Below are 24,584 nucleotides of genomic sequence, written 5' to 3'. Positions count from 1 at the left end.
TTGTACGAGATGTGCCGCAGAAATACAACAAGGAATATGAGGAAACGCAAGCAAAACAGAATTTCCACATAATAAAGGAGGCCTCCTCCTCATGCCGTCACCTGACATGATTAGGATAACCCCCGATGATTTTTGCAATCAGATTAATCCTGATTTTTGGAGAAGTCGCTCAACAATTGTAGCCACCTCAGCCCTTGTAATATGTGCCTTGGGTGCGAGCTTACTATCACTTCTACCTGAGAAAATACCCGCTTGTATGCTTTCAGCTATACCCTTGTTTGCCCATACAGACGAGTCTGATATATCGATATACTTTTGAAGCTCGGTTGATCCGGATTGAACGGGAAGCTTTTCTTTTAGCCCTGTAATGTCCATGGCTCTTGCAATAATATTCATGGCCTGCTCTCGTGTGATTTTGTCGTCAGGACGGAACGTTCCATCTCTGAAGCCATCTAGTAATTGATATTCATAGGCCGTATTGATTGCGCGACTGTACCATGCATCGGCAGCTACGTCCGAGAATACGTTCTTGGATGAATCCAATTTCAATCCCAAGCCACGAACCAATACCACTGCAAATTCAGCCCGGGTAATATCTCGTTCTGGGGTGAACATACCTTCGCCTGTCCCTTTCATCACCATGCGAGAACCCATATCATTCACTTCGGCTTTAGCCCAGTGAGTTTGCATATCCTGGAATTCGATCGGATTCCATACAATGGAGTACGTACTGTTGGATAGACTGTTCACCTTGGCATAATAATTCGCATCATTAACAATGACTTGAGTCGGTACGTGACGAACTGATCCATCCGTGTCGATGACTATACCTGTCGTTATTCGGTTGGGATCTACTCCCTCAGGAATCGCAATCGTTCGTTCAACATACGCGTTGAAATTAGAGATGTTAATCGTCTGGTTACCGTAAATACCGCGCAATTCAAAATTATGCGATGGGGCAACCAGTGTAAACCTGTTTTTTTCTGCTGTATCTGCTACTACCCTCAGCATCTCTGATCCAGGAGCCGAAATCTCAATCTGAATCTGAATATCTTTGAGATTAATCGACTGCCCCAGTTGATTGGACAACGCTTGGATATTGATTTGTTGAGAAGGTAATGTGTAGGTCGCAGAAGGCGTTTGAATTTTCAGAGTTGCGTTTTTATCCTCCATGTTCTTGATCATCTGACCATTAAGTTCCCCAATGACAACATCAGATTGTGTATTTAGCAGAATGGTGACCGTAGCCCCATTTCCTTCTACGGAGAGCTTTTCATCCAGTTTCACGGAATCTACCGTTACTGTGGTTACACTTTGACTATTTCGCTCACTTGAAGTTGCTGATCCTATGTTTTCCACTTTCCCGTTGACCATTACATCCACACCTGAATTTCCTGGGTTCGGAACTTGAGTTCCTGATGTAGGTGGCTGACTCGGAGTCGTATTGCCTCCACTACCGCCAGTACTTCCTCCTCCGCCACCGGTATTGCCGCCATTACCTGTTGGTGCCAACGGGATGATCGTATTGGATAGTAACGAAGACTCACTACCTCCTGCTTGGTTCTTTGCTTTCACTGTAAACGTATAGCTCGTTCCGTTGGTTAATCCCGTGATGATTATTGGGCTACGTGTTCCAGTCACGACTCTATTATCTGGTAGAACATTCACCTCATATGCCGTTACGGCACTTCCTCCATTGTCTGCTGGAGGATTAAAGCTAAGGGTAGCCTGTCCGTTACCAGCGACTGCTATTACGGATGATGGTGCTTCTGGAACCGTTAATGGAGTTGCACTTGCCACATTAGACTCCGCACTCAAGCCACCCAATCCTCCTGCTTTCACCATAAAGAAATAAGTGGTTCCATTAATCAGATTTTCCACACGATAATTCCCATCCGTCACGGTGGTGATGGCGTTACTGCTAAATTGACCGGATACTGTTGATAAATAAACTTCGTAATATGTCGCTCCCGGCACGTTACTCCAAGTCAGCTGAGCCTGACGATCTCCAGGGGTTACTACCAAATCCTGAGGATTGGCCGGCGCATTTGGCAAGTTGATCGCTTGAACAACTTGGAATGTCTGGTCCAGCATATTGTCCGCAGATATAAGAACCGTCGCAGTATAAGTGCTTGCTGGCAAACCATCCTTAACCATTACCGTGAAGCTGGTTTCAGCCCCTGGGTTAAGGGTAGACACTGTAGGTTGTGTTACTTCAAAATCCGACCCGCTCGCCCCACCAGATGCTACCTCCAAGTTAGTCAATGTACCCGTACCGATATTTTTCACGGTAATGGTTAATGTTTCTTGACTACCCGAGGCATAGCCCTGAATCAATGCTGCTGGGGTTTGATCCGAAATATTCTCAATGATATACGTTAGTGCTGGTTGAATGGCAACTACAGCAACATTGCTCGTCGTCGTTGCGGTCTTCGTCCCATTTACACCATTGTTGGTGTTGGTCACGACCGCATAATAGTAGATCGTTCCCGCACTTGTGGTTGGCACTGCATATGTTGAGCCTGTTGCCGCATTGATTGGCGTGCCGCCTGTGGTGCTGTTAGTTTCGTTGCTATACCACTGGTAGCTTAACGTTCCTCCATCACTGACTGTAGCCCCTACGCTCAGCGTTGGACTACTCGCCCCCTCGTCAACTGTTGCACCGACTGGCTGTGTGTTAATCGTTGGCACTGTTGCATGAACCAGCGCTTTTACCGTTACTTGTGCCACATTGCTCGTAGCGGTTGCGGTCTTCGTTCCATTTACGCCATTGTTGGTGTTAGTCACGATCGCGTAATAGTAGGTCGTTCCTGCATTCGTAATTGGCGCATCATACGTTGGGCTTGTTGCCCCATTGATCAACATGCCACCCGTGGTGCTATTGGTAGCGTTGCTATACCACTGGTAGCTTAACGTTCCTCCATCACTGACTGTAGCCCCTACGCTCAGCGTTGGACTACTCGCCCCCTCGTCAACTGTCGCACCGACTGGCTGTGTGTTAATTGTTGGCGCTGAAGCAGAAACGATGGCATCATCAAGCACAATGTCATTAATACCATGCCAACTACCTTTATCAGTTGAATATAAAAGAATCATATCCACATTATCGAAGTCTTCATTTAATAAAACATGTTTAGAGTGATAATCTGCAATTACTTCGTCATTTTGAAATGAATGGGTAGCAACCAACGCGCCATCCCGATACCCTTCAACTTTAATATTTATTGGTCCTTCACCCCAGTTTGAATAGAAGAATCCGTTAATTTGAAACTCAGATGCATCACTCGTTCTAATCCCCATTCCTTTCCAACCATAATTAATGTCCGTTTCATAAGTAGTCAGAAAAGGAAACCAACCATCTACCTCTGTATTTGCATAGATGAGAGTTCCCGGCATCATTGTTCCACTAACATCACTAATATTGTAAAATTGAAAAACCTTTTCAGGGATATTTATTGAGCCACCATCGCCATCTTCAGCAATTCCATCAGCCCAGACACTACTATCAGTTGTAGAAAACGTTACTGTTGTTGGGGCCGCTGCTGATGCAGTTCCCAACCATTGACTCCCGATAAATCCATTGGCTACAACTAATGTAAGGCATAAAAGCATGAATGAAACTTTCTTGAACATGATCACTGAACTGTTAATGGTCATCAGTTCCTTCCTCATTGTGGAGTAGCTACTGTCTAAAGCAACGCTTATCTGATCAGCCTCCCATGATTCAAAATACCTATCAATTGACATTATTCGACACTTCACAGCAAAATCCTTTAGCACATTAAACAATGAAAATATTTATTTTTTTGAAACAGCCTCTAAAACTACGATCAAGCATTCATTAATTCTCTCCCGAAATTTTCTCTGACAATAGGTATGCCTGAAACCATCAAAGGGCTATTTCGTATTATTATCTTGATCATATTACATTGAAAAATGGGAGACTTTACATGCCTGACTTTTTACTGGTTTTATTTTTGTTTAACCTGTCTCTCTTTCTGCTTCACGAAATGGATGCCATCCGGCGGTCCGAGTGGAAATTGTTCATGGTGTTAAAAGATATGGAAGATGATAAGGCCTATAGGTATTTCACTTGGATTCACCTGCCAATGTATACCATCATTCTCTCTCTTCTTTTTAGCTCATATCAGACCATTACATTTTGGGTGCTGGATATTTTTTTCATCATACATACCGTATTACACTTCTTTTTCGAAAAACATCCTCGAAATGAATTTAAAAACGGGTTCTCCAGATCATTGATCTACCCTATGGGAATAATCGCTTTAATTCATTTGATATTCCTAATCATCTAATCTGTTTACACCGACGGAATGAAGGAAGCTGGAACGGTATTGTAGAATAACAGTGAATATGGAGGTGTGCCTATGCAGCAGCATCATGCAGAACGAGTTGAATTATTTGTTTCCAACACCCAGATCATCAAGAAATCGTTCAAATGGCAACATGCGATGATGCACCGTCTGGCTGCCCTGCTCTATGCAGCGGAGAATAAAACAGCGGATGGGGAAGCCATTCGTCAAAGCCATGAGTTGATTAAGCAAAACACAAAACTCTTCTCTGCTTTTAGAGGTAATTCGGCCGTTAGCATTGCTGCCATGCTCTCCCTTACAACGGATGAAGAGACGAGACTGGCAGACACCTTGCATGTCTATGACTTGATGAAAGAGATCAAATTCCGCAACTCTGATTATCTGGTTATTGCTGCCTATCAGATCGCTACTCAGACATCACCTGACCTGTTTCAACCTACGGTGGAGCGGGCCAAATTATTTTATGACGGCATGAAAGCAGAGCATCGTTTCCTCACTGGACAGGATGACTACATTTTCGCTGCCATGTTAGCCCTTTCCGATCTCGAAGTAGATACCGGTGTGGCACGCATGGAACAACTTTATGGCGAATTAAAACCGGAGTTCTCTTCCAGAAACAGTGTGCAGGCATTAACACAGGTCCTGGTTCTTGGAGAGGATATCCCGGATGCAGGTGCTCGTGTGATTGCCTTAAATGAAGCTTTTCGTAAAAGGGATCTTCGAATGGACAAAACGTATACGTTACCATCTCTCGGGATACTCTCCCTGTTGCCCTCGGACAGAGACTCTTTAGTGGATGAAGTCGCGGAAACAAATGACTGGTTACGGACTCAAAAAGGCTTCGGTGCCTGGTCAATCGACAAACAGGAGTTGCTCCTGTTCTCGTCTGCTCTGGTAGCCATTCAACATGTGGAGAATCTGCGCAACGGTGTGCTTACGACAGCAATTTCAACCAGTATCACAAACATTATTATTGCCCAGCAGGCCGCCATGGCCGCAGCTGCCACAGCATCGGCTGCTGCCGCTTCTTCAGCATCATCGAACTAATAAGTGACCCTGTTACCTTCAATATAAGATGAAAAAGACCCTCCCGAGTTCAAGTTGACTCGGAAGGGTCTTAAAACATTCAAACCTACACCTAAAATAATATTCATCATTTGCTAGGATATAATCCCCGTATCCCGGAACTCTTCCACGAAACTATCCAGCCAATCCGAACCATAGTCCAGCGCACCCATATCACTCTCAATAAAAGCAACATCTAATCCCATCACCCAGAATCGGCGAGCAACAATAAATAGATCAACCGCCTGCTCATCTTCGGCAGAGAAGCTTCTGACTGAACGATATCCTGCCATTAGCGCATCCCATAATACTGCTTTTCGCTCATCAGACTGCCTTTTTCGAACTTTCACTTGAGCTAAATCGTAAGCACGCCAGCCTTTGGCTGCCCACTCGAAGTCATAATGGATGAACTGATGTTCCTGTTGAAACACATTGTTATTCCCATGCATATCGCCATGGCACAGACCAAAGTCCAGGTCTTGTCTGGAAGTGGCAACGATGCGTTCTTTTAATGTTGTGGCAAACGTATGGAGAAATGCTGCTGCTTCATTGTTCTCACCGATAAAGTGAATAATTCGCTCAAGAGGTTCGTCAATAAGTAACTTCAGATCCAGCTCATATCGTGGCAGCTCCATGTTCACCTGATCCATAGCCTCATGCAATTCAGCGGCAGATTGGCCAAAGGCGTAACAAGACTCCTCATCCTCCAGGTTGTTCTCCGTACCTTCAATATACCGAAACATTACAGCAACCCGCTTGCCTTCCGCAGCCTCCAACACCGTATATCCCGTATGATCTTTCTTCTCGATGTATTCTCCAATGTCGGTATGTTCCGCAGAACCTAGAACGTTCTTCAATTGAGACAATAACGAAAGCTCATACTGAACATCTGCCTCCGTAATTTCAGTGCGGTAGATACGAAGAATGTACATGCCACTGGACGTGCGAACCCGGTAGGTATCATTCAATCCTCTGAGCCAAAACAAACATTCTTCCCATGTTCCAATGTCATAGTGATTCCTCAATGCAGATTCCAGGTACCTGGGGTTAAGCACTGAACGTAAAGCAGTCGGTTGAATAGACATATGGTTGCTCCTTCGGTTTAATATGATTATTTCTCATCTGATGGACGATGTAATCCTTCACCTATCAACCTATAACATAGTATATTTTTCGTTTATTTTCCAGAATATATATTTTAATGAGTAATACTTTTTGGACTCCTATAGTTCCATCTCTCATCAGCAGGTTAGATAGGGCTATTTACATTGACTCGCTTTCCAGGTTTCAACAGGCTATTACACGCTGGGTCGATGCCAGCGCTCGACAATGCAGCACATTCACGAAAGGCAAAATGTTTGCACCCCCTGCATTTCTGAACATCCAGATGTACTAATGCATAATTGATGGCTTCACCCGTGTGCTCAAACATATGATCCGAACCAATCCGTTCAATCAATCCTGTTCTCTTCAGCATCTCCAGAGGTTGCGCCTGAGTGCCTGAAAGTAAAACCCTGCCCCCGGATCTCTCTATATGTTTGACAACACGGGCCAGATTGGATTCACCTGTCGTATCCATAAAAGGCACCTTGCCCATGCGCAACAGCAGAGTACCTGGTCGACGATGAATCGAATCCATGACCGACTTCTCGAACATATCCGCTGCGCCGAAAAAAAGTGGCCCTTCAATTGTATAGAGGCTTATTTGCGGACAGTCATGTCCTTCCCGAACCATGTGGGCCATGACTTTCTCATGTTTATGATCGGGATCAGGCAGTACTTTGGTAACCTTCAACATCTCACTCATCCGTTTAACAAATAAAAGGACCGCCAGAATCAACCCCACCTCTACAGCCGTTGTTAAACTTGTAAATATGGTCAGCAAAAAGGTAATCAGCAGCACGAGTGAATCACTCGTTTGGGTTTTCATGACATGTATGAAGGATCTCCGTTCACTCATATTCCAGGCAACCAGCATGAGAACGGGAGCCATACTGGCAAGAGGAATGTGGGATGCATATGGCGCAAAGAGAACAAGTACCAGCAAAACCACCACACCGTGAATCACGCCAGACCATGGCGATACTGCGCCGGATTTGATATTTGTTGCTGTACGTGCAATCGCTCCTGTTGCAGGAATACCACCAAATAACGGCGTCACCATATTAGCAATCCCCTGCCCAATCAACTCTCGATTGCTGTTATGCCGACTTCCGGTCATGCCATCGGCAACAACTGCGGATAGCAGCGATTCAATTCCACCCAGCATGGCGATGACAAAAGCGGGTTGCAGCAAGTTCACGATACGCTCCCAAGTGATCTCAGGCACATGAAACTGAGGCAAGGTGTTAAGTATAGCGCCAAAGGACGAACCAATTGTAGCCACCTGCCCTTCAAAAAAGAACGCCGCGACTACCGTCGAAAGAACCAGCCCTACCAGTGATGCAGGCACCTTTGGTGCAAACCTGGGCACAAGCAGAAGAACAGCCAGACAGATTCCAGCTGTAAGCACACTGTATATATTAATCGTCGAGATATGCATCCCGATTTCTTTCATATTGGACCAGAAATCCTCGTGTTTCTCGATGCCTCGAAGTCCCAGAAAGTTCGTTATTTGTCCGCTAAAAATAATGACGGCAATCCCTGCCGTAAAACCGATAGTCACCGGCTTTGGAATAAACTTAATTAATGCCCCAAGCTTGAATACGCCCATAAGTACAAGCATCAAACCGGCCATCATTCCGGCGATCAGCAGATTCTCATATCCATACTGCATCACAATGGCAAAGAGGATCGGAATGAATGCCCCCGTTGGCCCGCCAATCTGGAACTTGGACCCACCCAGCAAGGAAATGAGAATCCCGGCGATTACTGTGGTATACAATCCATACTCCGGTTTGACCCCGGAAGCGATGGCAAACGCCATACCGAGTGGAATCGCAATGATACCCACAATCAGTCCTGATAACAGATCTTTGCGAAAAGCGGCAGCATTGTACCCTGCATATCTCCCCATCCATTTCATGCACAAAAACCTTCTTTTCTTCATATATTTGAATATTTGAATATATTTAAAAGATTACTCCCCTGCATACGTCCTGTCAATCGGATTACGCACAATCCCAGCAGGAACTTAACACAAAAAAACAAGAACCTCCGGTGATTACACCCAGTTGCTCTTGTTTATTGTGTCAGGACTCTTTACGAATATCTTCCAGCATGGAAATGGCATCAACCAGATGATTGTCAAAAATCTGTTTGGTGACTGCCAACAGGTCCTTAATCAGCGGATCACGCAGCGAATAGGTGACGGTTGTCCCTTCTTTGATTCCGTGGACAACGTTTTTGCTGCGCAATACAGCCAGTTGCTGTGAAACGGCAGAGCCTTCCGATCCCAGAATGCTTTGCAGTTCATTCACGTTTTTGGCTCCTTCACTCAGCAGCTCCAGAATCTGAATTCGCATCGGGTGTGCCAACGCTTTGAAAAAATCCGCTTTAAACTGTTGTATGCTCTGATTCATACGCTATGCCCCTTCAATCGAACTTTTGAAGATGCAAATATCATAACATAGAACGGGTACCATGCTTTACTCTAACCGTAAACGGTTTTTTAATATAAAAGTTAAGATTGACCTTGAAGTACACTTCAACCTTTATACTTTACTTATAGTCTCCACAGATCGTATATCTGAACTCCATCAGGAAGGGTGATTCCTTAATGAACATGTATATCCATAATCACAAACGCTCGTTAACGAGCTTTCTATTCGAGAAATATATCGGAACGTTAGATACCAAGAAAACTTTTTCAACACGCGAGCTTACCCGCAAACACCTGGATCATATGGGCTTGGAAAACATTAAACCTTATACCTTGGGTAAAACAAAACTGTCATCTTCCATTAAAGATCGCTCCCATGAAGACATGCAGGTGTTTACCTTAAACGATCAGCATTCCCGTGAACAGAAGGTCATTCTCTACATTCATGGCGGGGCGCATACACACCAGCCGCTGTCTTTACATTGGAAATTCATGGACCATATGGCTCAGGCCCTGAATGCCAAAGTTGTTGCTCCCATCTATCCAAAGGTTCCGCATTTTAACTATCAGCACACATATCCGAAACTGCTTAATCTATACCGGGATCTGCTTGCCTCCGTGGACGACCCGGCACAACTCACCATTATGGGGGATTCCGCAGGCGGGAACATATCCCTGGCCTTGGCCCATTATCTGAAGATGCATGATCTCCCGCAGCCCAAAGATATCATCTTGTTATCACCTTGTGTGGATATGGTGCTGGACAATCCGGTCATATTCGATTACGAGACCCGCGACACTATGCTCGCTGTGGAAGGGTATGATGTCATCCGGCGGATCTGGGCAGCTGACAAACCGTTGAACGATCCGTTAATCAGTCCAATCTACGGAGATTTCGCCGGTCTGGGCAAAATTAGCATCTTTATCGGAACCCACGAGGGTTTGTTTCCTGATAATATGAAGCTCGACAGACTTCTGACGGATCAAAGAATCGATCATCAAACGTACGTTTACCCCAAAATGAACCATGTCTTTGTCCTCTATCCGATTCCGGAAGCCAGGGATGCGCAGCGTAAAATAGTTAACATCATAAAAAGCTCAGCACATGAAGCTGAACAATAGACTGTAATGCCTCCCCATAGCCCTTTCGCAAAAAGAACGAAAAAAAGCTCAATCCCTGGACTACCGCCACCGGATTGAGCTTTCTTGCTGTTATTCTGTCATCTAAATATTATTTATATGAACCATATTCAAACCAGTCAAAGTCTGCTACCTGATCGGAAGAAGTACCGTTGCTGCTGCTGAACATTCCGATACAACAGCCAACAAAGCCACCGGCTACTTCGGTGCTCAGGCTGCTTGTATCCACCTGTTCCGCCACCAGATGATACCGACTTCCATCCGTGCTGTAATAGAAGTTGAGTTGCTGACCTGTCGCAGCCAGTTTGATATACACTCGCGATACTTCATCATCCAGCGCGATTTGCGCAATGTGGCTATCCTGACCATCTATAACGGTCACCACACGCAGCACCTGCTGATTCTCGACCAGAGCACGCTCAATCCGTACGTGATACTGATCGTTCTGAATGACGACAAGACCAGCCGTTTCGTTTGCATTTCCGGGCACAAATTCCATCGCTGTAGCTGCGACATAATCCATATGCCTTTGACGCAGACAAACAAAGCTGGAATTTTCTTTTTCCTTCAATGTTTGCGGTTTCAGCTTCAGTCGCAAGTATCCTTTTCGTTCGGTTAATGAATAGAGATCCTCCTGAGGATTGCGCAGGAACATCCATTGTAAACCCAGACGATCGCTGTCAAAATGGTCAAAACGCAGTTGTGGCTCCACCGGAACAGGCTTCAAATCCAACGTGCCCTGCTCCTCCAGGATGCCGCGGCCCTCATTGACAACAGGCCATCCGTCCTCCCAAACAACAGAAGCAAGGAACGTCTCCCGCCCCAGGTTGCTATAGCTCCCTCCATATGGACGCGAAGCAAGCATGACCATGAACCATTGACCGTTCGCAGCCTGCACCAAGTCGGCATGTCCTACATTAACAACAGGGTAACGCTTACCCAAATGGCGATGTGTAATGATTGGATTATTCGGATTCCCGACGTATCCTTCGGTCAAACTTTTGCTACGAGCAATGGTCACCGCATGGTTTGGCCCTGTGCCTCCCTCTGCAATCAATAAATAGTAATATTCATCGATCTTATACAGATGCGGACCTTCCGGCCAGATAACATCCACCATCGCCCCGCGCCACAGAACGTAACTGTCTCCCACCAGCTTCATACTGCCCAGATCAAGCTCTCTCAGCCAAACTTCCCAATTGCCATTATAACGAACTCCCTCAGAGCAAGGACGTGTACCTAGGTAATACGCTTTGCCGTCATCGAAAAAAATCGTAGGATCTATGCCTTCTGCGCCTTCAATAAAATAAGGATCAGACCATGGCCCAGCCGGGTCGGTAGCGGTTACAATAAAATTGCCGCCATGTGATACATTGGTTGTAATCATATAGAAGGTGCCTTCATGATACCGAAGCGTTGGAGCGAATATCCCTTGTGAATGGCCTGCTCCCTGAAGATTTAATTGCGAAGGGCGGTCCAGCACATTGCCAATCTGTTTCCAATTCACTAGATCACGGCTCTGAAAGATCGGAACGCCAGGAAAATAGGCAAATGTGGATGTCACCAGATAAAAATCTTCACCCACCCGGCAGACGGATGGATCTGGATAAAACCCGGGCATAATCGGATTATCAAACGTGCATTGTTCGACTTGATTTGCATTTTTCATTCTTTTACCCCTCCAATGGTTAGTCCAGTCACAAAGTATTTTTGCAAGAACGGATACAGTAAAACGATCGGCATTGCCGTCACAACCGTGATGGCTGCCCGAATGGACACAGGCGTCACCATGTTGGTTACATTTTTGAATGAATCCACGTTGACGGTTCCCCCCTGTGAGGTCGCAGAGGATAACAATTTCATCAGCTCATACTGCAAGGTGGTCAAATTCCGATTTCCCGCCGTGTACAACATGGAGTCAAACCAGGAGTTCCACTGACCTACAGCAATAAACAGTGCAACCGTAGCCAGAACCGGCTTGGATAGCGGAAGCACGATACGCATGAAAATCCTAAAATCTCCGGCTCCATCCATCTTCGCGGATTCAATTAATCCCTCCGACAGTCCCTGAATGTAGGTACGAATGACGATCATGTTGAACACCCCGATCAAGCCGGGAATAATGTATACCCAGAAGCTGTTCAGCAGCCCCACTTGTTTGATCAGCATGTATCCCGGAATTAAGCCCCCGCTGAAATACATCGTCATGACAAACAGCGTCGTGACCAATTTGTTAAACATGTACTCTTTGCGGCTCAGTACATAGGCCAGCATGGCTGTACAGAACAGCTGTACAACCGTTCCCACCACGGTTCTGGCAACCGAAACAAATGCGGCTTGCGTCAGATTCGGATTCTGGAATACGGAGACGTAATTTTGCAGCGTCCATTCCCTCGGCCAGAGATAGATCCCCCCGCGAATCGTATCCAGCCCGTTATTGAAAGATACGGCAATGGTGTTTAAAAAAGGATATAACGTAACAACCATGACAAGCAACATAAATATGCCATTGGTGATGGAAAAAATAGAGTCTCCCAAGCTTCGTTTTCTACTAAATCTCTTCACAGCTCTGCCCCCTTATCATATCAATCGCTCTTCACCAAGAGACTTGGCAATCCCGTTGGCGATAAATATGAGCACCAGACTGACCACACTTTTGAAAATGCCTGCTGCGGTGGCAAGTGAGTAGTTGCCGAGATTAATCCCGTATTTCAAAACAAAAATGTCGATCGTCTCGGATACATCCTGCACAAGTCCGTTCCCCAACAAGTATTGAATCTCAAAACCTGCGTTCAGTACGTTACCAACGTTGATGATGAGCAGGATAATAATCGTTGGTTTGATGCTTGGAAGCGTGACATTGAACATTTTACGAAACCGTCCGGCTCCGTCGATGGAAGCTGCCTCGTACAGGCTCGGATTAATCGACGCCATGGCCGCCAGATAAATAATCGTGCCCCAGCCAATTTCCTTCCACATGCTGGACAGACCTACAATCCCCCAGAAGTATTTGGGTTCGGCAAAAAAATTGATCGGTGCATCAATCAGGCCCAATTTCGTCAACAGCACATTCACTATTCCTGTTTCGGTTGACAATACATTCGCAACGATACCTGTTACGATGATCCACGACAGGAAATGTGGCAGATAGGAAACCGTCTGTACCACGCGTTTGAACAATACCATTCGCAGTTCATTCAATAAGAGCGCCAGACCAATTGAGCCGACAAATCCCAGAAACAGACTGATCAGGCTCATCGCCAGCGTATTGCGAATAACACGTAAAAAGGTAGGGTCCGTGAATAACGTTCGGAAATGTTCCACTCCCACCCAATCCTGCTCCATAAAACCAATGCCCGGTCTATAATTCTGAAACGCCATCAACCAGCCCCATAATGGTCCATACGCAAAAATAGCGATAAACGCAATAAACGGAAATGACATCCACATTAATTGTCGCTGACTTTTCATTCTGGAAAGGTTATACCCGATCCAGCTTGTTCCCGCTGGGATATGGCTGGTTTTTAACGAAGGCTGCAACTCCTTTTTGGCCATGTTTTTTCTCTCCTTGCTTACGAGTTTATCTATATCACCCAGTCTGGGTGAATCGATTCCATTCCTATCCAATCTCCCAATCTAGCGTGTAAGAAAGGCTACGGGGTTCCCCATAGCCTTTCTGTGTGACAGGCCTTTATCCCCACAGTTCCATGCGTCTGCGGACTTCTTCCGTCAGCGCATCTTCATACGCTTTAATATCTGCACTTTCCTTAAGCGTGGCTTGATATTCTTCCCAAGCCTTATCAAATTCGGATGGTGAAGTCATAATCACTTTTGGCAACCATTTGCGTTTTACATCGTCCATTTTCTGTCTGGCGATGGTCTCCGGTTTATTTGGTTCAAAATTATAGGTATAGATTGGGAACCACGGTTCATTTTCCTCCGCAGGCTCAAGGAAGTCGGTAAATTTCGTGAATCCGTAGGCCTTCAACACTTTTTTGTCGATGTCATTCAATGTGGCAAGGTACTCCTCCGGCTGCTCCTTAGGGTCAAGGGCATTCTTCCCGTCAGCGGTCATGCCCTCATGATGCGGGAAATAGACCAATGGGCTTCCCGTGTTCGCCAGTACCCAGTCCGGATCTTTGGAATTCGCACGTTGCTCCTCATTTCTGGAGAACACGCCTTTGTCATCGACTTGATAATCCACGCCTTCCTGTCCCCAGGTTCTCAATACTTCCATCTCAGGGTCCAACAGATCATTAATATATTGAAGTGCTCCCTCGATATCCTCGCAGCTCTTTGTAATAGCCAAGCCACCATTCACATTAAGGATTGGATTGTTCTGATAGCGCCCTTTAACATCCTCGGAGAGTGTAATGGACAACGGTACATAGGTTTTGTCATACAATTTTTGCTTCACGAGTGATGCCTCGGCGTCAAGGAACTGCCATCCTTGATCCACCATGCCCAGCACACGTCCGGTTGAAATTTTGGAGATATATTGATCATAGTTTGCTGTGAAGGTTTCGTTATCGACCAGGCCTTGATGATATACCTCATTAATTTTCTTGAAATATGCCTTTGCTTCCGGAATGGTATTATAGTTTTTGGCCGTCAGCGTTTCTTTATCAACGATGGCTGCGCCTTCGTTCGGATAACCAGCCATGAAGAGCGGAGGGTTCTCCAGTGCGAAATAACGCCAGTCATAGGAGATAATTTCAAATCCAATTGTTGGCTGACCATCAACGGTCGGGTGAGCTGCTTTATACCGTTCAATCAAGTCGAAGTATTGGTCAAGCGTTTTAATTGTCGGATAATTATCCCACTCCAGTACGGCCTTCTGAATCCAGAATGCTTCTCCGTCATGGGATACTTTCATCGACTTTTCTTGTATATTTCCGAATTGAGGAATGAAGTAGATATGTCCATCCGTCGTATTTTTCATCTTCTTCCAGTCTTCGCCCAGGTAATTTTTGATGTTTGGATATTTATCGATGTAATCCTCAAGTGGTACTAACGCCCCTGCTGCTACCAGTTGCTGAGTACCATCACTCCCATCGATAAAATCGGGATATTCGCCGCCTGCAATGAGTACGCCAATCCGCTCTTTGGCTGTTTGGCCCGTAAGCCAGTCCATCGTGACTCTGACGCCTGTTTTCTCCTCAATGGCCTTTAACACCCGATTATCGTCAGGCGCAATTTTTCCCGGTACGGCAAAAAATGCGGAAAATTGTTTCAATTCCCTTCCATCTGCTGTCTTTTCCCCTTTCGAGGATGATCCCGTTGTACATCCAGTGAGTGCGATGACCAGTATTAAAGCTAACAGAGCACTATACTTGATTCTTTTTCTAACATCCTTTTTCATCATGACCCCTCCATCGATTATATTGACAGAAGCTTTTTGGAAAGCGCTTTCCAAAGGCTGACTTAAAATTATCATGCTTCCATGCCCCTCTCAACGGGATAAACTATAGATGGAATCCCACTAATTCCAGCATCTGCGAAAAAAAATATCCCGCCGCTCCGTCAAGGAGTGCAGGATGTTAATCAAGAGAGTACGCAGCATGGGCACTTTTACGATATTGTGCAGGAGTCTCCCCCATGAGTTTCTCGAACCGGCTAATAAAGTAATCGGAATCCCGATATCCCACCATTGTTGCGATTTCGTATACTCTTTGATCTGTTCTGCGCAACAGCCGGGCGGCTTCCTCAATACGCAATTGATTCAAATAATCACTGAAGCTGATCGAGAAATGCTTTTTGAAAATCTGACCCAGATACGCACTATTCATGTAAAACTGCTCCCCGAGCAATTTCAGACTGATATTTTCTCTGTAATGCTCGTGAATGAAGGCCTCAATTTTGGCTAATACGCCCATCGCATTCGACTTTTGCTGCTCCTTCAGTTTCTCTGCGCACATGAGCGAGAATTCGCATAAATGTTCAATGTTTTCCTCCATCGATAACATCGCGTAGTTCACCTTCAGAAAAGTCGATTCCATCAACCCGGAATCTGGAGTAACCGTATCGTTGTTCACGAGATCCAGCAAAGTGTATGCCAGATAATGCAAGTGGATGCGGACAATACCAGGCTCGATTCGCTCATCCAGAAAAAATTGAAAAATCGCCTTTGCATGACTGTATAACTCATCCGTCTGCTGTTCCTCAATAGACTTGACTAGCCCATCAAACAATTGTTTTTCGAACTGTCCCGGCCGATTAACAAATAAGGTCGTATCCATAAGTTCGAAGTAATAAATGGGCCTGCAAGTGGTGAAGAAACGTAAGCTTTTCATTATGCCGCAAGATTGATAAGACTCGTGCAGCGCCTCCAACTCATGTACTTCCTTCCCGACATAACAAGCAATAGCCGCCTCTTGACCATGGATCAGATCGGCATGTAATCGGGTCAAATATTGCTCCAAGGTCACTGCCTCACGGTTCACCATCAGGTCCGTAACCATGAGCAGAACCGCATTTTTATCACCTGTGAAGGGCTTCAAAATTTGTCCCGGCAAGGGCTTGCCCACCCACGCCTCAACCCGAGCGCACCAATCCGTTCCCTGTTCTGGACCGGCTTCCGCCTCAATCAGGATGCAACGCAGTATGCCGGCATCTTGATAGTGGGACTGCAGACTCGTAACAGCATCCTCCTCAGCCACCCCAAGCAAGATTGACTGCATATGCTGAGCCATAATAATCCGATCTTTTTTTTGCTGATATCGCTTCTCTTCCGTCCGCGCATTAAATGCGCTCCTGAACTCCTCAAGCACCTGAACCAGTTCGGTCTTCACAATAGGCTTGAGAATGTAGTCATCCACCTGGTATTTAATCGCCTGCTTGGCATATCCGAACTCATAGAATCCACTTAGAAGAATCAGCTTGATGTCACCGTTATATTGCTCGTACAAAGTTTTGGCAAGCTGCATTCCGTCCATTTCCGGCATCTTAATGTCGGAAATCACCAGATCGGGCTGCATAGCGCGTATACACTCCAATGCCTGCATGCCATTGGAAGCCTGACCGCAAATCTGAAATCCGTAAGACTCCCAATCAATTAACAATAGAAGTCCTTGGCGAATAAATGGCTCATCGTCCACAATCAGCACGTTGATCATATCCTCGCTCCTTATTCTTGAGATGCCTGCATAAGAGGAATTCGAATGCCAATCGTTGTTCCCTTCCCCTTTTCACTGAATATGTGCACCTGAACGAAATCATCAAAATACATCCGCAGCCGAATATATGCATTCATCATACCAATGCTGCTAAGCTCGCTCATCCGATCCATACTCGGGTCTTGCATCATTTTGCGGAGCGAGGCCAGCTTGTCCTGATCCATACCGACTCCGGTATCTCGAATGGAAATGTACAGTTCATCACTTCGAATCTCGAATAATACCTCCACGACCCCATCATTCGACGTCCCCTCAATGCCATGGATACAAGCATTCTCCACAAAGGTGAGAACGGTTAGCTTGGGTATCATCATGGCAGCAATGGATTCGTCTGTGATCCGGATTGCAAATTGCAACTTTTCACCAAAGCGATACTGCTGGATACTCAGATAACTCTCCACAAAATTGATTTCCTCTGCAATTGTAATCAGATCATCGCCCCAATTGATCGTCTGACGTAACAGCAGTGCCAGTTTATGAATGACATCGGAGGTTTCAAGCTCGTCCTTAATCAAACTCCGCATACGGATCGTTTCAAGCGTGTTGAACATGAAATGGGGATTCACCTGACTCTGAAGGGCTTTCAGCTCCGCCTGTTTCTTGGATAGCTCAAGGGCTTGCCGCTCCACCTGGCCCTTAAACACAATCTCAATCAGGTTCTTGATCTTGATGACCATCATGTTATAACTATGGGTCAGGCTGCCGATCTCGTCCTTGCCCACAGGTCCCGATATCACCTCAAATTTCTCATGCTTCACTTGATCCAGGTGCTTCGCTATCCGATCAACTCTGATGACCAATGATCTGGATATCAACCAGATTAGCAGTGTCGGCACCAACAGATTAAGAATGATTAGTAAAGTCAAATTAAGCTTGGAATTAACAATCTCCGACAGAACGTCCAATTTCTCCGTGCTGACGACAATCTGCCAATCCTCGGATACGACGGGGATCGATTGCATCGATTGAACAGGGTCAATTGGACTGTTTGCAATCAGATTAAACGGCTTGCGCGTCTGATTCATTTTTGAATCGTTCGAGAAAATGACCCTGCCATCCGAAACGACATACACCTTCCCATTGGCTCCCTCATTTTTAAGCGATTTGTTGATGAAAGCGTAGTCCAGATCAACCTTTAACACCTTTTCAACCTGCTGCTCCCCAAAGTAATCCAGCTTACGAATAATGCTTACTTTGCGTCCTCCCTGACTTTGCGACATCTCCGCCTGTTGTTTGTCAAAATACGAATAGATCATGATATGGTCGCTCGTTTTCATCAGCGCTTGATACCAATCACTTTTCTTCACCTCTTCATCCAGCTTAATAAAGTTTCCTCCATTGACGAAGGTATCATTGCCAACATAAAACGTGATTTGATTCACCTGCTGGTAGCTGTAATAGTACCTGACCAGATTGTTGTTGCTAAGCATATCATAGTAGGCAGAGTAATAGTCTTCCTGATCGCGATACTTGAACTCCATGAACCGGTTCAGCGTTCCATCGGTATAGAGAAAATTGGACACATACAAGCTATTGTCTATACTGTTCCGCAGGTTGAACTTGATCCTTTGCTGCATTTCATTGAATCGGCTATGCTCCTTCTCTTCAATGTTACCTTTGATGCTTTGGTAAAACACGGTATTTGTGACCAGGACCGGGACCAGCACACAAAAAATGAACAATATGTACAACTTGGTTTTGAGACTCCAATCATCCAGAAACTGAATACGCTTACAGTATGTCTTTCGGCTCATGTTATGTCTTTGTCTCCTCTAACCATGTCATATATCAACATTATTATAACGAGTACAGGATGGGTTGGATACTGCAATCCAGGATTTCCGGGAAGCCTTTAATCAACCTCCCGTTCAACTGGCCCAACAAGACAGACGCTAACATATCACATATTTTCGTTTGAACCCGATCTGACCTTACGCCGAAACAGCGATCACGTTATAATTTCAAGAGCATTTCGTACTGGCCCACATGATATGCAAAACCTGATTTGACCAGGAGGAAATCTTGCATCGGTTTCAGATGAGACTCCACATTGAGGACACTGATTCTAGAAGCTTCTGTGCGTTGGACCATCTCTGTCAGGATGCTGCTTGCAATACCTTTGCCCCGGTAATTTTGGTTCACTGCAAGCTGGGGAATATCACCTGTTTTTTGATCTATAATGCCATAACCAACAATGCTGTGATCCTGACGTGCTACCACATAGATAAAAGCCTCCGGTAAAGCGTAGATGGAATCTATTGAATTTTGCCAGGAGGGCTCCATATCCCAAAATTCCTTGAACTGCTCCAAATTGATTCTCTCCACACATTCCACCGTGCAGGTCGTTTGCGGTATGAATTGATCTTTTTGCAACTGGAAACATGAAAATTCCCTTTGAATTTTGAAGTTTTGTTTACTGTACAGCTGAACTGCAGATTCGTTGGATTGGATGACTTCCAGCAAATATTGCTCTACATTTTTTTCTTTTAACAGCTTTTGAATATTCAAGAGCAGATCGCTTGTAATGCCTTGCCGCCTGCAATCTTTTACAACGCCTGTACCAAGGTCATATGCAGTTGTCTTTCCATTCCAGCTTCGAAGTCCATTGATAACAAATCCGACCATTCTCTCATCCTTAAAGGCTCCCATAGATAATTCGGGGTGATACCCCCTTCGTTGAAGCATCTGTTGAAACTTCCAAAAAGGCAAATCCATTTTAACCTGGTAGTCGGAGAACGCATCCACAAACGCCTCGTGAAGTGTTGCCATGCTTATTTTGTCCAACATTTTATAACTGTACATTAGGGCACTCTCTCCTTTAAAAAGTTGAAAACAATAATATATTAGGGCTCATGATCCCTATCCTTATTTAAATATTCTACTAAATAGTGTTAACACTATACAGTAAGTTTCTTTTAAACTAATAACTAAAATAGACCGCTTCCTGGTTAAGGAATACGGTCTATTGAATCATTATTCTATGGGGATACCGATTTTGTTAAACCAATTTTGGTGATCACCGTATCATACGGGTCCAATTCCACGGTCTGTTTTCCATGCTCTGTATTGATCGTTGTGGACTGAACCTGATCGCTATTATTGATCACAACCAATATGTTGCTCTCAGGATAGTAAGCGCACTCGGTATACAAGTTATCCGTGATGTACTTTGTTTCATGGAATTCATTGCCCGCAAATCGAATCAAATTCAGAAGTAGTCTTGTATTTTCCCAGCTGAATTCGAAGGAAGGCAGATAGATCCCTTTTCCTTTTCCAAAAGCATGTGTGGACAGTGAGATCTGACCATCCGTTTCACTCACAACAGCTGCTGATCCATCAGTCAGATAAATGTTATTTTTCGGAAGTATGCTGGCCCCCTCAGGCAACAACCCATGCTCATCGTGAGTATCGTACGACCATTTTCCATGAACAACTCTGGCGCCTGTATCCTCATCCACCCCAAGCACATGAGCCATTCTGAAAAAGCTGTCGTACCCGTCCATTGCCGAAGGCTGGTTAATGCCAATAAAGGTACCACCCTCATGCACCCACTGGGTCAGAATGTCTACACATTGGTGGTCTTTCCAGTGCACTCCACCACTCCAGGCAGAACCAGCGGAACCGGCATTAATGACAACATCTACATCCTTCAATGCGCCCTGACGAATATCATCAAAATCAATAAACTGCACGTCAACAGGCACCCCGGCTAATGCCTCATTCACATGAATCAGATCATGCATATGCGTTTCATGAAAATGTCCGGACAAGGTCCACGATCTTAACTTGCCCCAGCTATGCAGAACGGCTACCTTTGTTTTGATCTGATATGGTTTTCCCTCTTGATGCAGCTCTTTCATTTCCCTGAATTCATGGGCGATCTTCTCGATATAATCCACAAAGTCCGGGTAAGGCTCCACCAGATGCAAATATCCACCTAGTCCAATCCGGTCGATCGACTCCCGCAGCAGTGCACGCCGGATATTAATCCAATATTTCTTCGCATCCAGGGTAGGGTCTCCGCCCTCCTTGAAGGTAGGAAGCCCACCTAAGCCGACTGGGAACAAGTAGGGATGCAAGCGAATCTCATGGGTATTAGCCTTAACGCCTGAGCACATTCTTGCCTCGTAACCGGAGAACACACATTTGATCATGCCGTCGAATCCAAACTCCTCAAAGCGATCATTGTACGGCTCCATGCCTACCCAGCTGTCATCATAGAAGACATACGCCAGCTTGTCATGCTTGTGGACAATATCAATCAACTTTTTACCGAATTCAATGACAAAATCATTGATAAATGCCATCCAATCCAGCTTTCGCTGATCCGCAGGCATGTGAGTGACCTGATATTTACCGCCATTTACAAAGTCCTCGGCGGAGAGTGAGTACCCATATTTTTGAGCAAACAGATCCAGCGCTCTCGAACTTACGGTAAAATCGTATGAACCCCAATCCGAGAACAGATGGCGATTCCGCTCATCACTGCCCCAGATCCAGGCGAAGTTATAAAATAGGGACGTAAAACGTACAACGGTTGTTTCCGGGTGGTTTTGGCACCACTTTTCCATCCAATCCTGCAGATAGGTTTGGGTGTCCGTATAGATCGGGTCAATCTGCATCAGATGCTCTTTGTCCCAATTATTCGTTGTATGATTGTACATGGAAATCTCTTCCCAGATCCGGTAAACCATGAAACTCACCGTGTATTTATGCCAAGGAGAAACGCCGGTAATGACAACATTGCCAGATTCCCTTTCATAATTCCACTGTCCTCTAGGTACCTGTTCCCCAGTCGTTCGGTCGTACACCTGCCAATATTTAAACGCTTCTTTGGAATCATTCACCCTGAATTGTTCAGCGAAGAAATCCTCCATCAGATAGATGGATACATAATCTTGTACAGCGACTTTCGGATTGGTAATGAGAAAACATTGCTGCAGCTTATCCAGATTACGGGATGCCCACTCATTATGATCCCGAATAATGCAAATGGTTGAATAGATGCCATATCCGGCATTAATAATCTCATCAGACAATTTCGTACCGTCACTGTCACGGATCACATCGGCACCCCAGCGATCAGCAAGTTCCAGCGTCAGTGCCTCATAACCGGATTCTCCCGGCAATGTAAAAGAGCCTTTGGTTGGTTTGGACAATTGGGTTCCCTCCCTATCTCAACATATCGGACAGAAAAGCGAGTGCCAGGCCCTGACCCCAGCCCTGAATCCAGTCTTTTGGAATATTGCGATAGCCATCCCGATCCTTCATCACCGCCGTACCGCCAGATACACCAAGCACGCGTCCATCTTCGCTAATGTTGTTCAGGATGCCCTCCAGTGCCTTTTGCACGTACTTGGTATGCAGTGGATTGCCGTTATTGATCATGGCTGCTGCAATACCAGCGGAGGCTGACACCTCTTCATACGATTCTTCGTCATCCAAAACGGTACGCCACAAGCCATTCTCGGTCTGCACCAGCTTGAGAGCTGCCAATTGATCGCGAAGGGCACATTCTACATCCATACACTGCGGATACAAGTACCAGTCGTTCAGTTGCGGTTTCACTTGAGACATTGTATAGGCTCCCCAAGCATTCGCTCTGCCCCAGTAAAATCCGGACATGTGGTCCTTGTTGATATTGTTATAGCCGTGATACCACAGACTGCTGCTCGGATCTTGCAGGTATTTGATATGCCAGTAATACTGATTCAGCGCATCCTGAATCATGGCTTCATCTTTTAATTTGCTACCTACGCGAAGCAGGAAAAATGCCGCCATAAACAAGGTGTCCGCCCAAGCCTGTTCCGGAAAATCATTGGAAACGGATACCGTATGCTGAAGCACATTGTCTCCAAAGCGAAGTGCATGATTCTGGAGATAATCAACCTTGCTGAGGACAATATCCCAATATTTCTGATCTCCGGTTTCTTCATATAAAGTGATGAGCACATGGCCCATGGCACATGTATTTACCGTCCAACTTGGCAGCCCCAGCTCGATATATTCGTCTGCCCATTTCACCAGCCTGTCCAGAATCTCTTGGTTGCCTGTCGTTTGATAGGCCCTGGATACACCATAATAAGCCACTCCACCGGGCCAATCCCATGTCAGATCCATATCCAGTGTTTTCTTGGTAACGTTCTCGATTACATGTAGAATCTGTTCCCTGTCATATTTCACTTGAAGCATTGTTATTCCCCTCTCCCTGCGCACACGCCCCCAAGTGCGCCCTGAGAGGTGTCCGTCCATTTTTGTAAACGCTTTACTTATTCCATTGTACGCAGTAAAATAGTCTCATTCTAAGCATATTCATAACAAAACTGCGCAATTTCAATCATTTATACATAGGAGTCCTCGAAAATGCCCAAACCGAAGAAACCGGTCATTGAATATCGTCACTACAGCCTGCCCATTGATTTCCCTGTCCTGTTACTCAGTGGAGACCGCTGGAGAATATCCGATATCAAAAGTGAGCATCTTCATTTCCATAACCACATGGAGATTGGCATCTGTTATTCAGATGGAGGCATCATGGAGATTAAGGGAGAATCTGTGCCTTTTCGGGCAGGCGACATCACGTTCATTCCCCGCTATCTTCCGCATACCACATACAGTTCACCTAATAACGCCAGCCTGTGGGCTTATATCTTTTTTTCACCGGAAGAACTCTTCCGTCATTCGCTCAAAACAGCACAAACTCACATTGAACCGAATCTATGGGCGATTCAGGGAACCAATTGTATTCTGAATAAGGAACAGCATCCCAAAATTCATATGCTCGCAACTTCAATCGTTGAAGAAATGAAGCAGCAGTCCCCCTACTATCGGGAGAGCGCGTACGGCTTGTTGATGTCTCTATATATCGAACTGCTTCGAATTCATGCGAACAGCGAGCGCTTGTCATCTCAGGATCAGGAACGGGAACGTGACCTCCAAGGGGACTTGGTCATCTCACCGGTACTGGAGTTTATCACCAAAAACTATATGATGCCTGTGACCATCGATTACCTCGCTGATCTGTGTCATCTGAGTACAACGCATTTTCGCCGCAAGTTCCATGAAATTATGGGAACCACACCGCTCGATTTTCTGAACAGTACCCGGATTGAAGAGGCATGCAAGCGATTGAAAAGCACGGAGGCCTCCATTCTGTCCATCTCCGAGCAGGTCGGCTTCCGATCCATCTCCAGCTTTAACCGCTGCTTCGCCAAACTGATGGGAGAATCACCCAAAGCCTGGCGCAAAGGGGCTCATACAGAAGCACAGTCTGCAAAAGCGTCGATATTGGAATTTACAGGGTGGGTATGAAGGAATTTGTCGAAATGT

The 24,584-nt window shown here is 45.5% G+C and carries 17 protein-coding genes; 4 read left to right on the top strand and 13 right to left on the bottom strand.

The window, feature by feature from the left end:
* Positions 1 to 138: 138 nt before the first annotated feature.
* A complete protein-coding gene (locus AC4E8D_RS04350) occupies positions 139 to 3,633 on the bottom strand; it encodes an S-layer homology domain-containing protein (protein ID WP_260632550.1) in 3,495 nt (1,164 codons plus the stop codon).
* Positions 3,634 to 3,950: 317 nt separating this feature from the next.
* Here AC4E8D_RS04350 and AC4E8D_RS04345 point away from each other — a divergent pair, with 317 nt between their 5' ends.
* Positions 3,951 to 4,316 (top strand): DUF6713 family protein, encoded by a 366-nt coding sequence (locus tag AC4E8D_RS04345; RefSeq protein WP_017690584.1) that lies wholly within the window; start codon positions 3,951 to 3,953, stop codon positions 4,314 to 4,316.
* Between the two features lie 72 nt (positions 4,317 to 4,388).
* Entirely contained in the window at positions 4,389 to 5,381 is a 993-nt protein-coding gene (locus AC4E8D_RS04340) for a DUF4003 family protein (protein ID WP_449003590.1), read from the top strand.
* A 113-nt stretch (positions 5,382 to 5,494) separates the two neighbouring features.
* Here AC4E8D_RS04340 and AC4E8D_RS04335 read toward each other — a convergent pair whose 3' ends face one another.
* The 3 genes from AC4E8D_RS04335 to AC4E8D_RS04325 form a co-directional block, all read right to left on the bottom strand.
* Positions 5,495 to 6,484 (bottom strand): phosphotransferase, encoded by a 990-nt coding sequence (locus AC4E8D_RS04335; protein ID WP_449003591.1) that lies wholly within the window; start codon positions 6,482 to 6,484, stop codon positions 5,495 to 5,497.
* Positions 6,485 to 6,648: 164 nt separating this feature from the next.
* A complete protein-coding gene (locus tag AC4E8D_RS04330) occupies positions 6,649 to 8,424 on the bottom strand; it encodes a SulP family inorganic anion transporter (RefSeq protein ID WP_490205879.1) in 1,776 nt (591 codons plus the stop codon).
* A 166-nt stretch (positions 8,425 to 8,590) separates the two neighbouring features.
* Positions 8,591 to 8,920 (bottom strand): ArsR/SmtB family transcription factor, encoded by a 330-nt coding sequence (locus tag AC4E8D_RS04325; RefSeq protein ID WP_017690603.1) that lies wholly within the window; start codon positions 8,918 to 8,920, stop codon positions 8,591 to 8,593.
* Positions 8,921 to 9,117: 197 nt separating this feature from the next.
* On the opposite strand from AC4E8D_RS04325, the gene AC4E8D_RS04320 reads away from it, so the two are divergent.
* Complete coding sequence (locus tag AC4E8D_RS04320) at positions 9,118 to 10,062, top strand: alpha/beta hydrolase (RefSeq protein WP_449003593.1); 945 nt, start codon at positions 9,118 to 9,120, stop codon at positions 10,060 to 10,062.
* A gap of 109 nt (positions 10,063 to 10,171) precedes the next feature.
* Here AC4E8D_RS04320 and AC4E8D_RS04315 read toward each other — a convergent pair whose 3' ends face one another.
* The 9 genes from AC4E8D_RS04315 to AC4E8D_RS04275 form a co-directional block, all read right to left on the bottom strand.
* Positions 10,172 to 11,749 carry a glycoside hydrolase family 43 protein gene (locus AC4E8D_RS04315; RefSeq protein ID WP_339181992.1) on the bottom strand — a complete coding sequence of 526 codons (1,578 nt, stop codon included), beginning with the start codon at positions 11,747 to 11,749 and terminating at the stop codon, positions 10,172 to 10,174.
* Complete coding sequence (locus tag AC4E8D_RS04310) at positions 11,746 to 12,645, bottom strand: carbohydrate ABC transporter permease (protein ID WP_017690606.1); 900 nt, start codon at positions 12,643 to 12,645, stop codon at positions 11,746 to 11,748. The genes AC4E8D_RS04315 and AC4E8D_RS04310 overlap by 4 nt, the downstream gene beginning before the upstream one ends.
* A 15-nt stretch (positions 12,646 to 12,660) precedes the next feature.
* Positions 12,661 to 13,635, bottom strand: a complete 975-nt coding sequence (locus AC4E8D_RS04305; protein ID WP_221818759.1) for an ABC transporter permease — start codon at positions 13,633 to 13,635, stop codon at positions 12,661 to 12,663.
* A 136-nt stretch (positions 13,636 to 13,771) separates the two neighbouring features.
* Positions 13,772 to 15,445 carry an extracellular solute-binding protein gene (locus tag AC4E8D_RS04300; RefSeq protein ID WP_260632549.1) on the bottom strand — a complete coding sequence of 558 codons (1,674 nt, stop codon included), beginning with the start codon at positions 15,443 to 15,445 and terminating at the stop codon, positions 13,772 to 13,774.
* A 175-nt stretch (positions 15,446 to 15,620) separates the two neighbouring features.
* Complete coding sequence (locus AC4E8D_RS04295; RefSeq protein WP_221818758.1) at positions 15,621 to 17,195, bottom strand: response regulator; 1,575 nt, start codon at positions 17,193 to 17,195, stop codon at positions 15,621 to 15,623.
* Between the two features lie 11 nt (positions 17,196 to 17,206).
* Entirely contained in the window at positions 17,207 to 19,009 is a 1,803-nt protein-coding gene (locus AC4E8D_RS04290; protein WP_449003594.1) for a cache domain-containing sensor histidine kinase, read from the bottom strand.
* Between the two features lie 199 nt (positions 19,010 to 19,208).
* Positions 19,209 to 20,057, bottom strand: a complete 849-nt coding sequence (locus AC4E8D_RS04285; RefSeq protein ID WP_449003595.1) for a GNAT family N-acetyltransferase — start codon at positions 20,055 to 20,057, stop codon at positions 19,209 to 19,211.
* A gap of 176 nt (positions 20,058 to 20,233) precedes the next feature.
* The gene (gene gnpA, locus AC4E8D_RS04280) at positions 20,234 to 22,414 is read right to left on the bottom strand and encodes a 1,3-beta-galactosyl-N-acetylhexosamine phosphorylase (protein WP_490205878.1); all 2,181 of its coding nucleotides are present in this window, start codon (positions 22,412 to 22,414) and stop codon (positions 20,234 to 20,236) included.
* Between the two features lie 13 nt (positions 22,415 to 22,427).
* Entirely contained in the window at positions 22,428 to 23,447 is a 1,020-nt protein-coding gene (locus tag AC4E8D_RS04275) for a glycoside hydrolase family 88/105 protein (RefSeq protein WP_210110177.1), read from the bottom strand.
* A 171-nt stretch (positions 23,448 to 23,618) separates the two neighbouring features.
* On the opposite strand from AC4E8D_RS04275, the gene AC4E8D_RS04270 reads away from it, so the two are divergent.
* Entirely contained in the window at positions 23,619 to 24,566 is a 948-nt protein-coding gene (locus tag AC4E8D_RS04270) for a helix-turn-helix domain-containing protein (RefSeq protein ID WP_490205877.1), read from the top strand.
* Positions 24,567 to 24,584: the final 18 nt, after the last annotated feature.

The sequence above is a fragment of the Paenibacillus sp. SRL342 genome (assembly GCF_984798905.1).
The sequence above is the reverse complement of the archived record's forward strand: the minus strand, read 5'-3'. Positions and strand labels throughout refer to the sequence as shown.

Coding starts and splice junctions, on each gene's coding strand:
- AC4E8D_RS04330 (WP_490205879.1), bottom strand. CDS start 8,424: ATGAAATGGATGGGGAGATATGCAGGGTACAATGCTGCCGCTTTTCGC.
- AC4E8D_RS04350 (WP_260632550.1), bottom strand. CDS start 3,633: ATGTTCAAGAAAGTTTCATTCATGCTTTTATGCCTTACATTAGTTGTA.
- AC4E8D_RS04320 (WP_449003593.1), top strand. CDS start 9,118: ATGAACATGTATATCCATAATCACAAACGCTCGTTAACGAGCTTTCTA.
- AC4E8D_RS04270 (WP_490205877.1), top strand. CDS start 23,619: ATGCCCAAACCGAAGAAACCGGTCATTGAATATCGTCACTACAGCCTG.
- AC4E8D_RS04300 (WP_260632549.1), bottom strand. CDS start 15,445: ATGATGAAAAAGGATGTTAGAAAAAGAATCAAGTATAGTGCTCTGTTA.
- AC4E8D_RS04340 (WP_449003590.1), top strand. CDS start 4,389: ATGCAGCAGCATCATGCAGAACGAGTTGAATTATTTGTTTCCAACACC.
- AC4E8D_RS04290 (WP_449003594.1), bottom strand. CDS start 19,009: ATGAGCCGAAAGACATACTGTAAGCGTATTCAGTTTCTGGATGATTGG.
- AC4E8D_RS04285 (WP_449003595.1), bottom strand. CDS start 20,057: ATGTACAGTTATAAAATGTTGGACAAAATAAGCATGGCAACACTTCAC.
- AC4E8D_RS04345 (WP_017690584.1), top strand. CDS start 3,951: ATGCCTGACTTTTTACTGGTTTTATTTTTGTTTAACCTGTCTCTCTTT.
- AC4E8D_RS04315 (WP_339181992.1), bottom strand. CDS start 11,749: ATGAAAAATGCAAATCAAGTCGAACAATGCACGTTTGATAATCCGATT.
- AC4E8D_RS04275 (WP_210110177.1), bottom strand. CDS start 23,447: ATGCTTCAAGTGAAATATGACAGGGAACAGATTCTACATGTAATCGAG.
- AC4E8D_RS04295 (WP_221818758.1), bottom strand. CDS start 17,195: ATGATCAACGTGCTGATTGTGGACGATGAGCCATTTATTCGCCAAGGA.
- AC4E8D_RS04335 (WP_449003591.1), bottom strand. CDS start 6,484: ATGTCTATTCAACCGACTGCTTTACGTTCAGTGCTTAACCCCAGGTAC.
- AC4E8D_RS04305 (WP_221818759.1), bottom strand. CDS start 13,635: ATGGCCAAAAAGGAGTTGCAGCCTTCGTTAAAAACCAGCCATATCCCA.
- AC4E8D_RS04325 (WP_017690603.1), bottom strand. CDS start 8,920: ATGAATCAGAGCATACAACAGTTTAAAGCGGATTTTTTCAAAGCGTTG.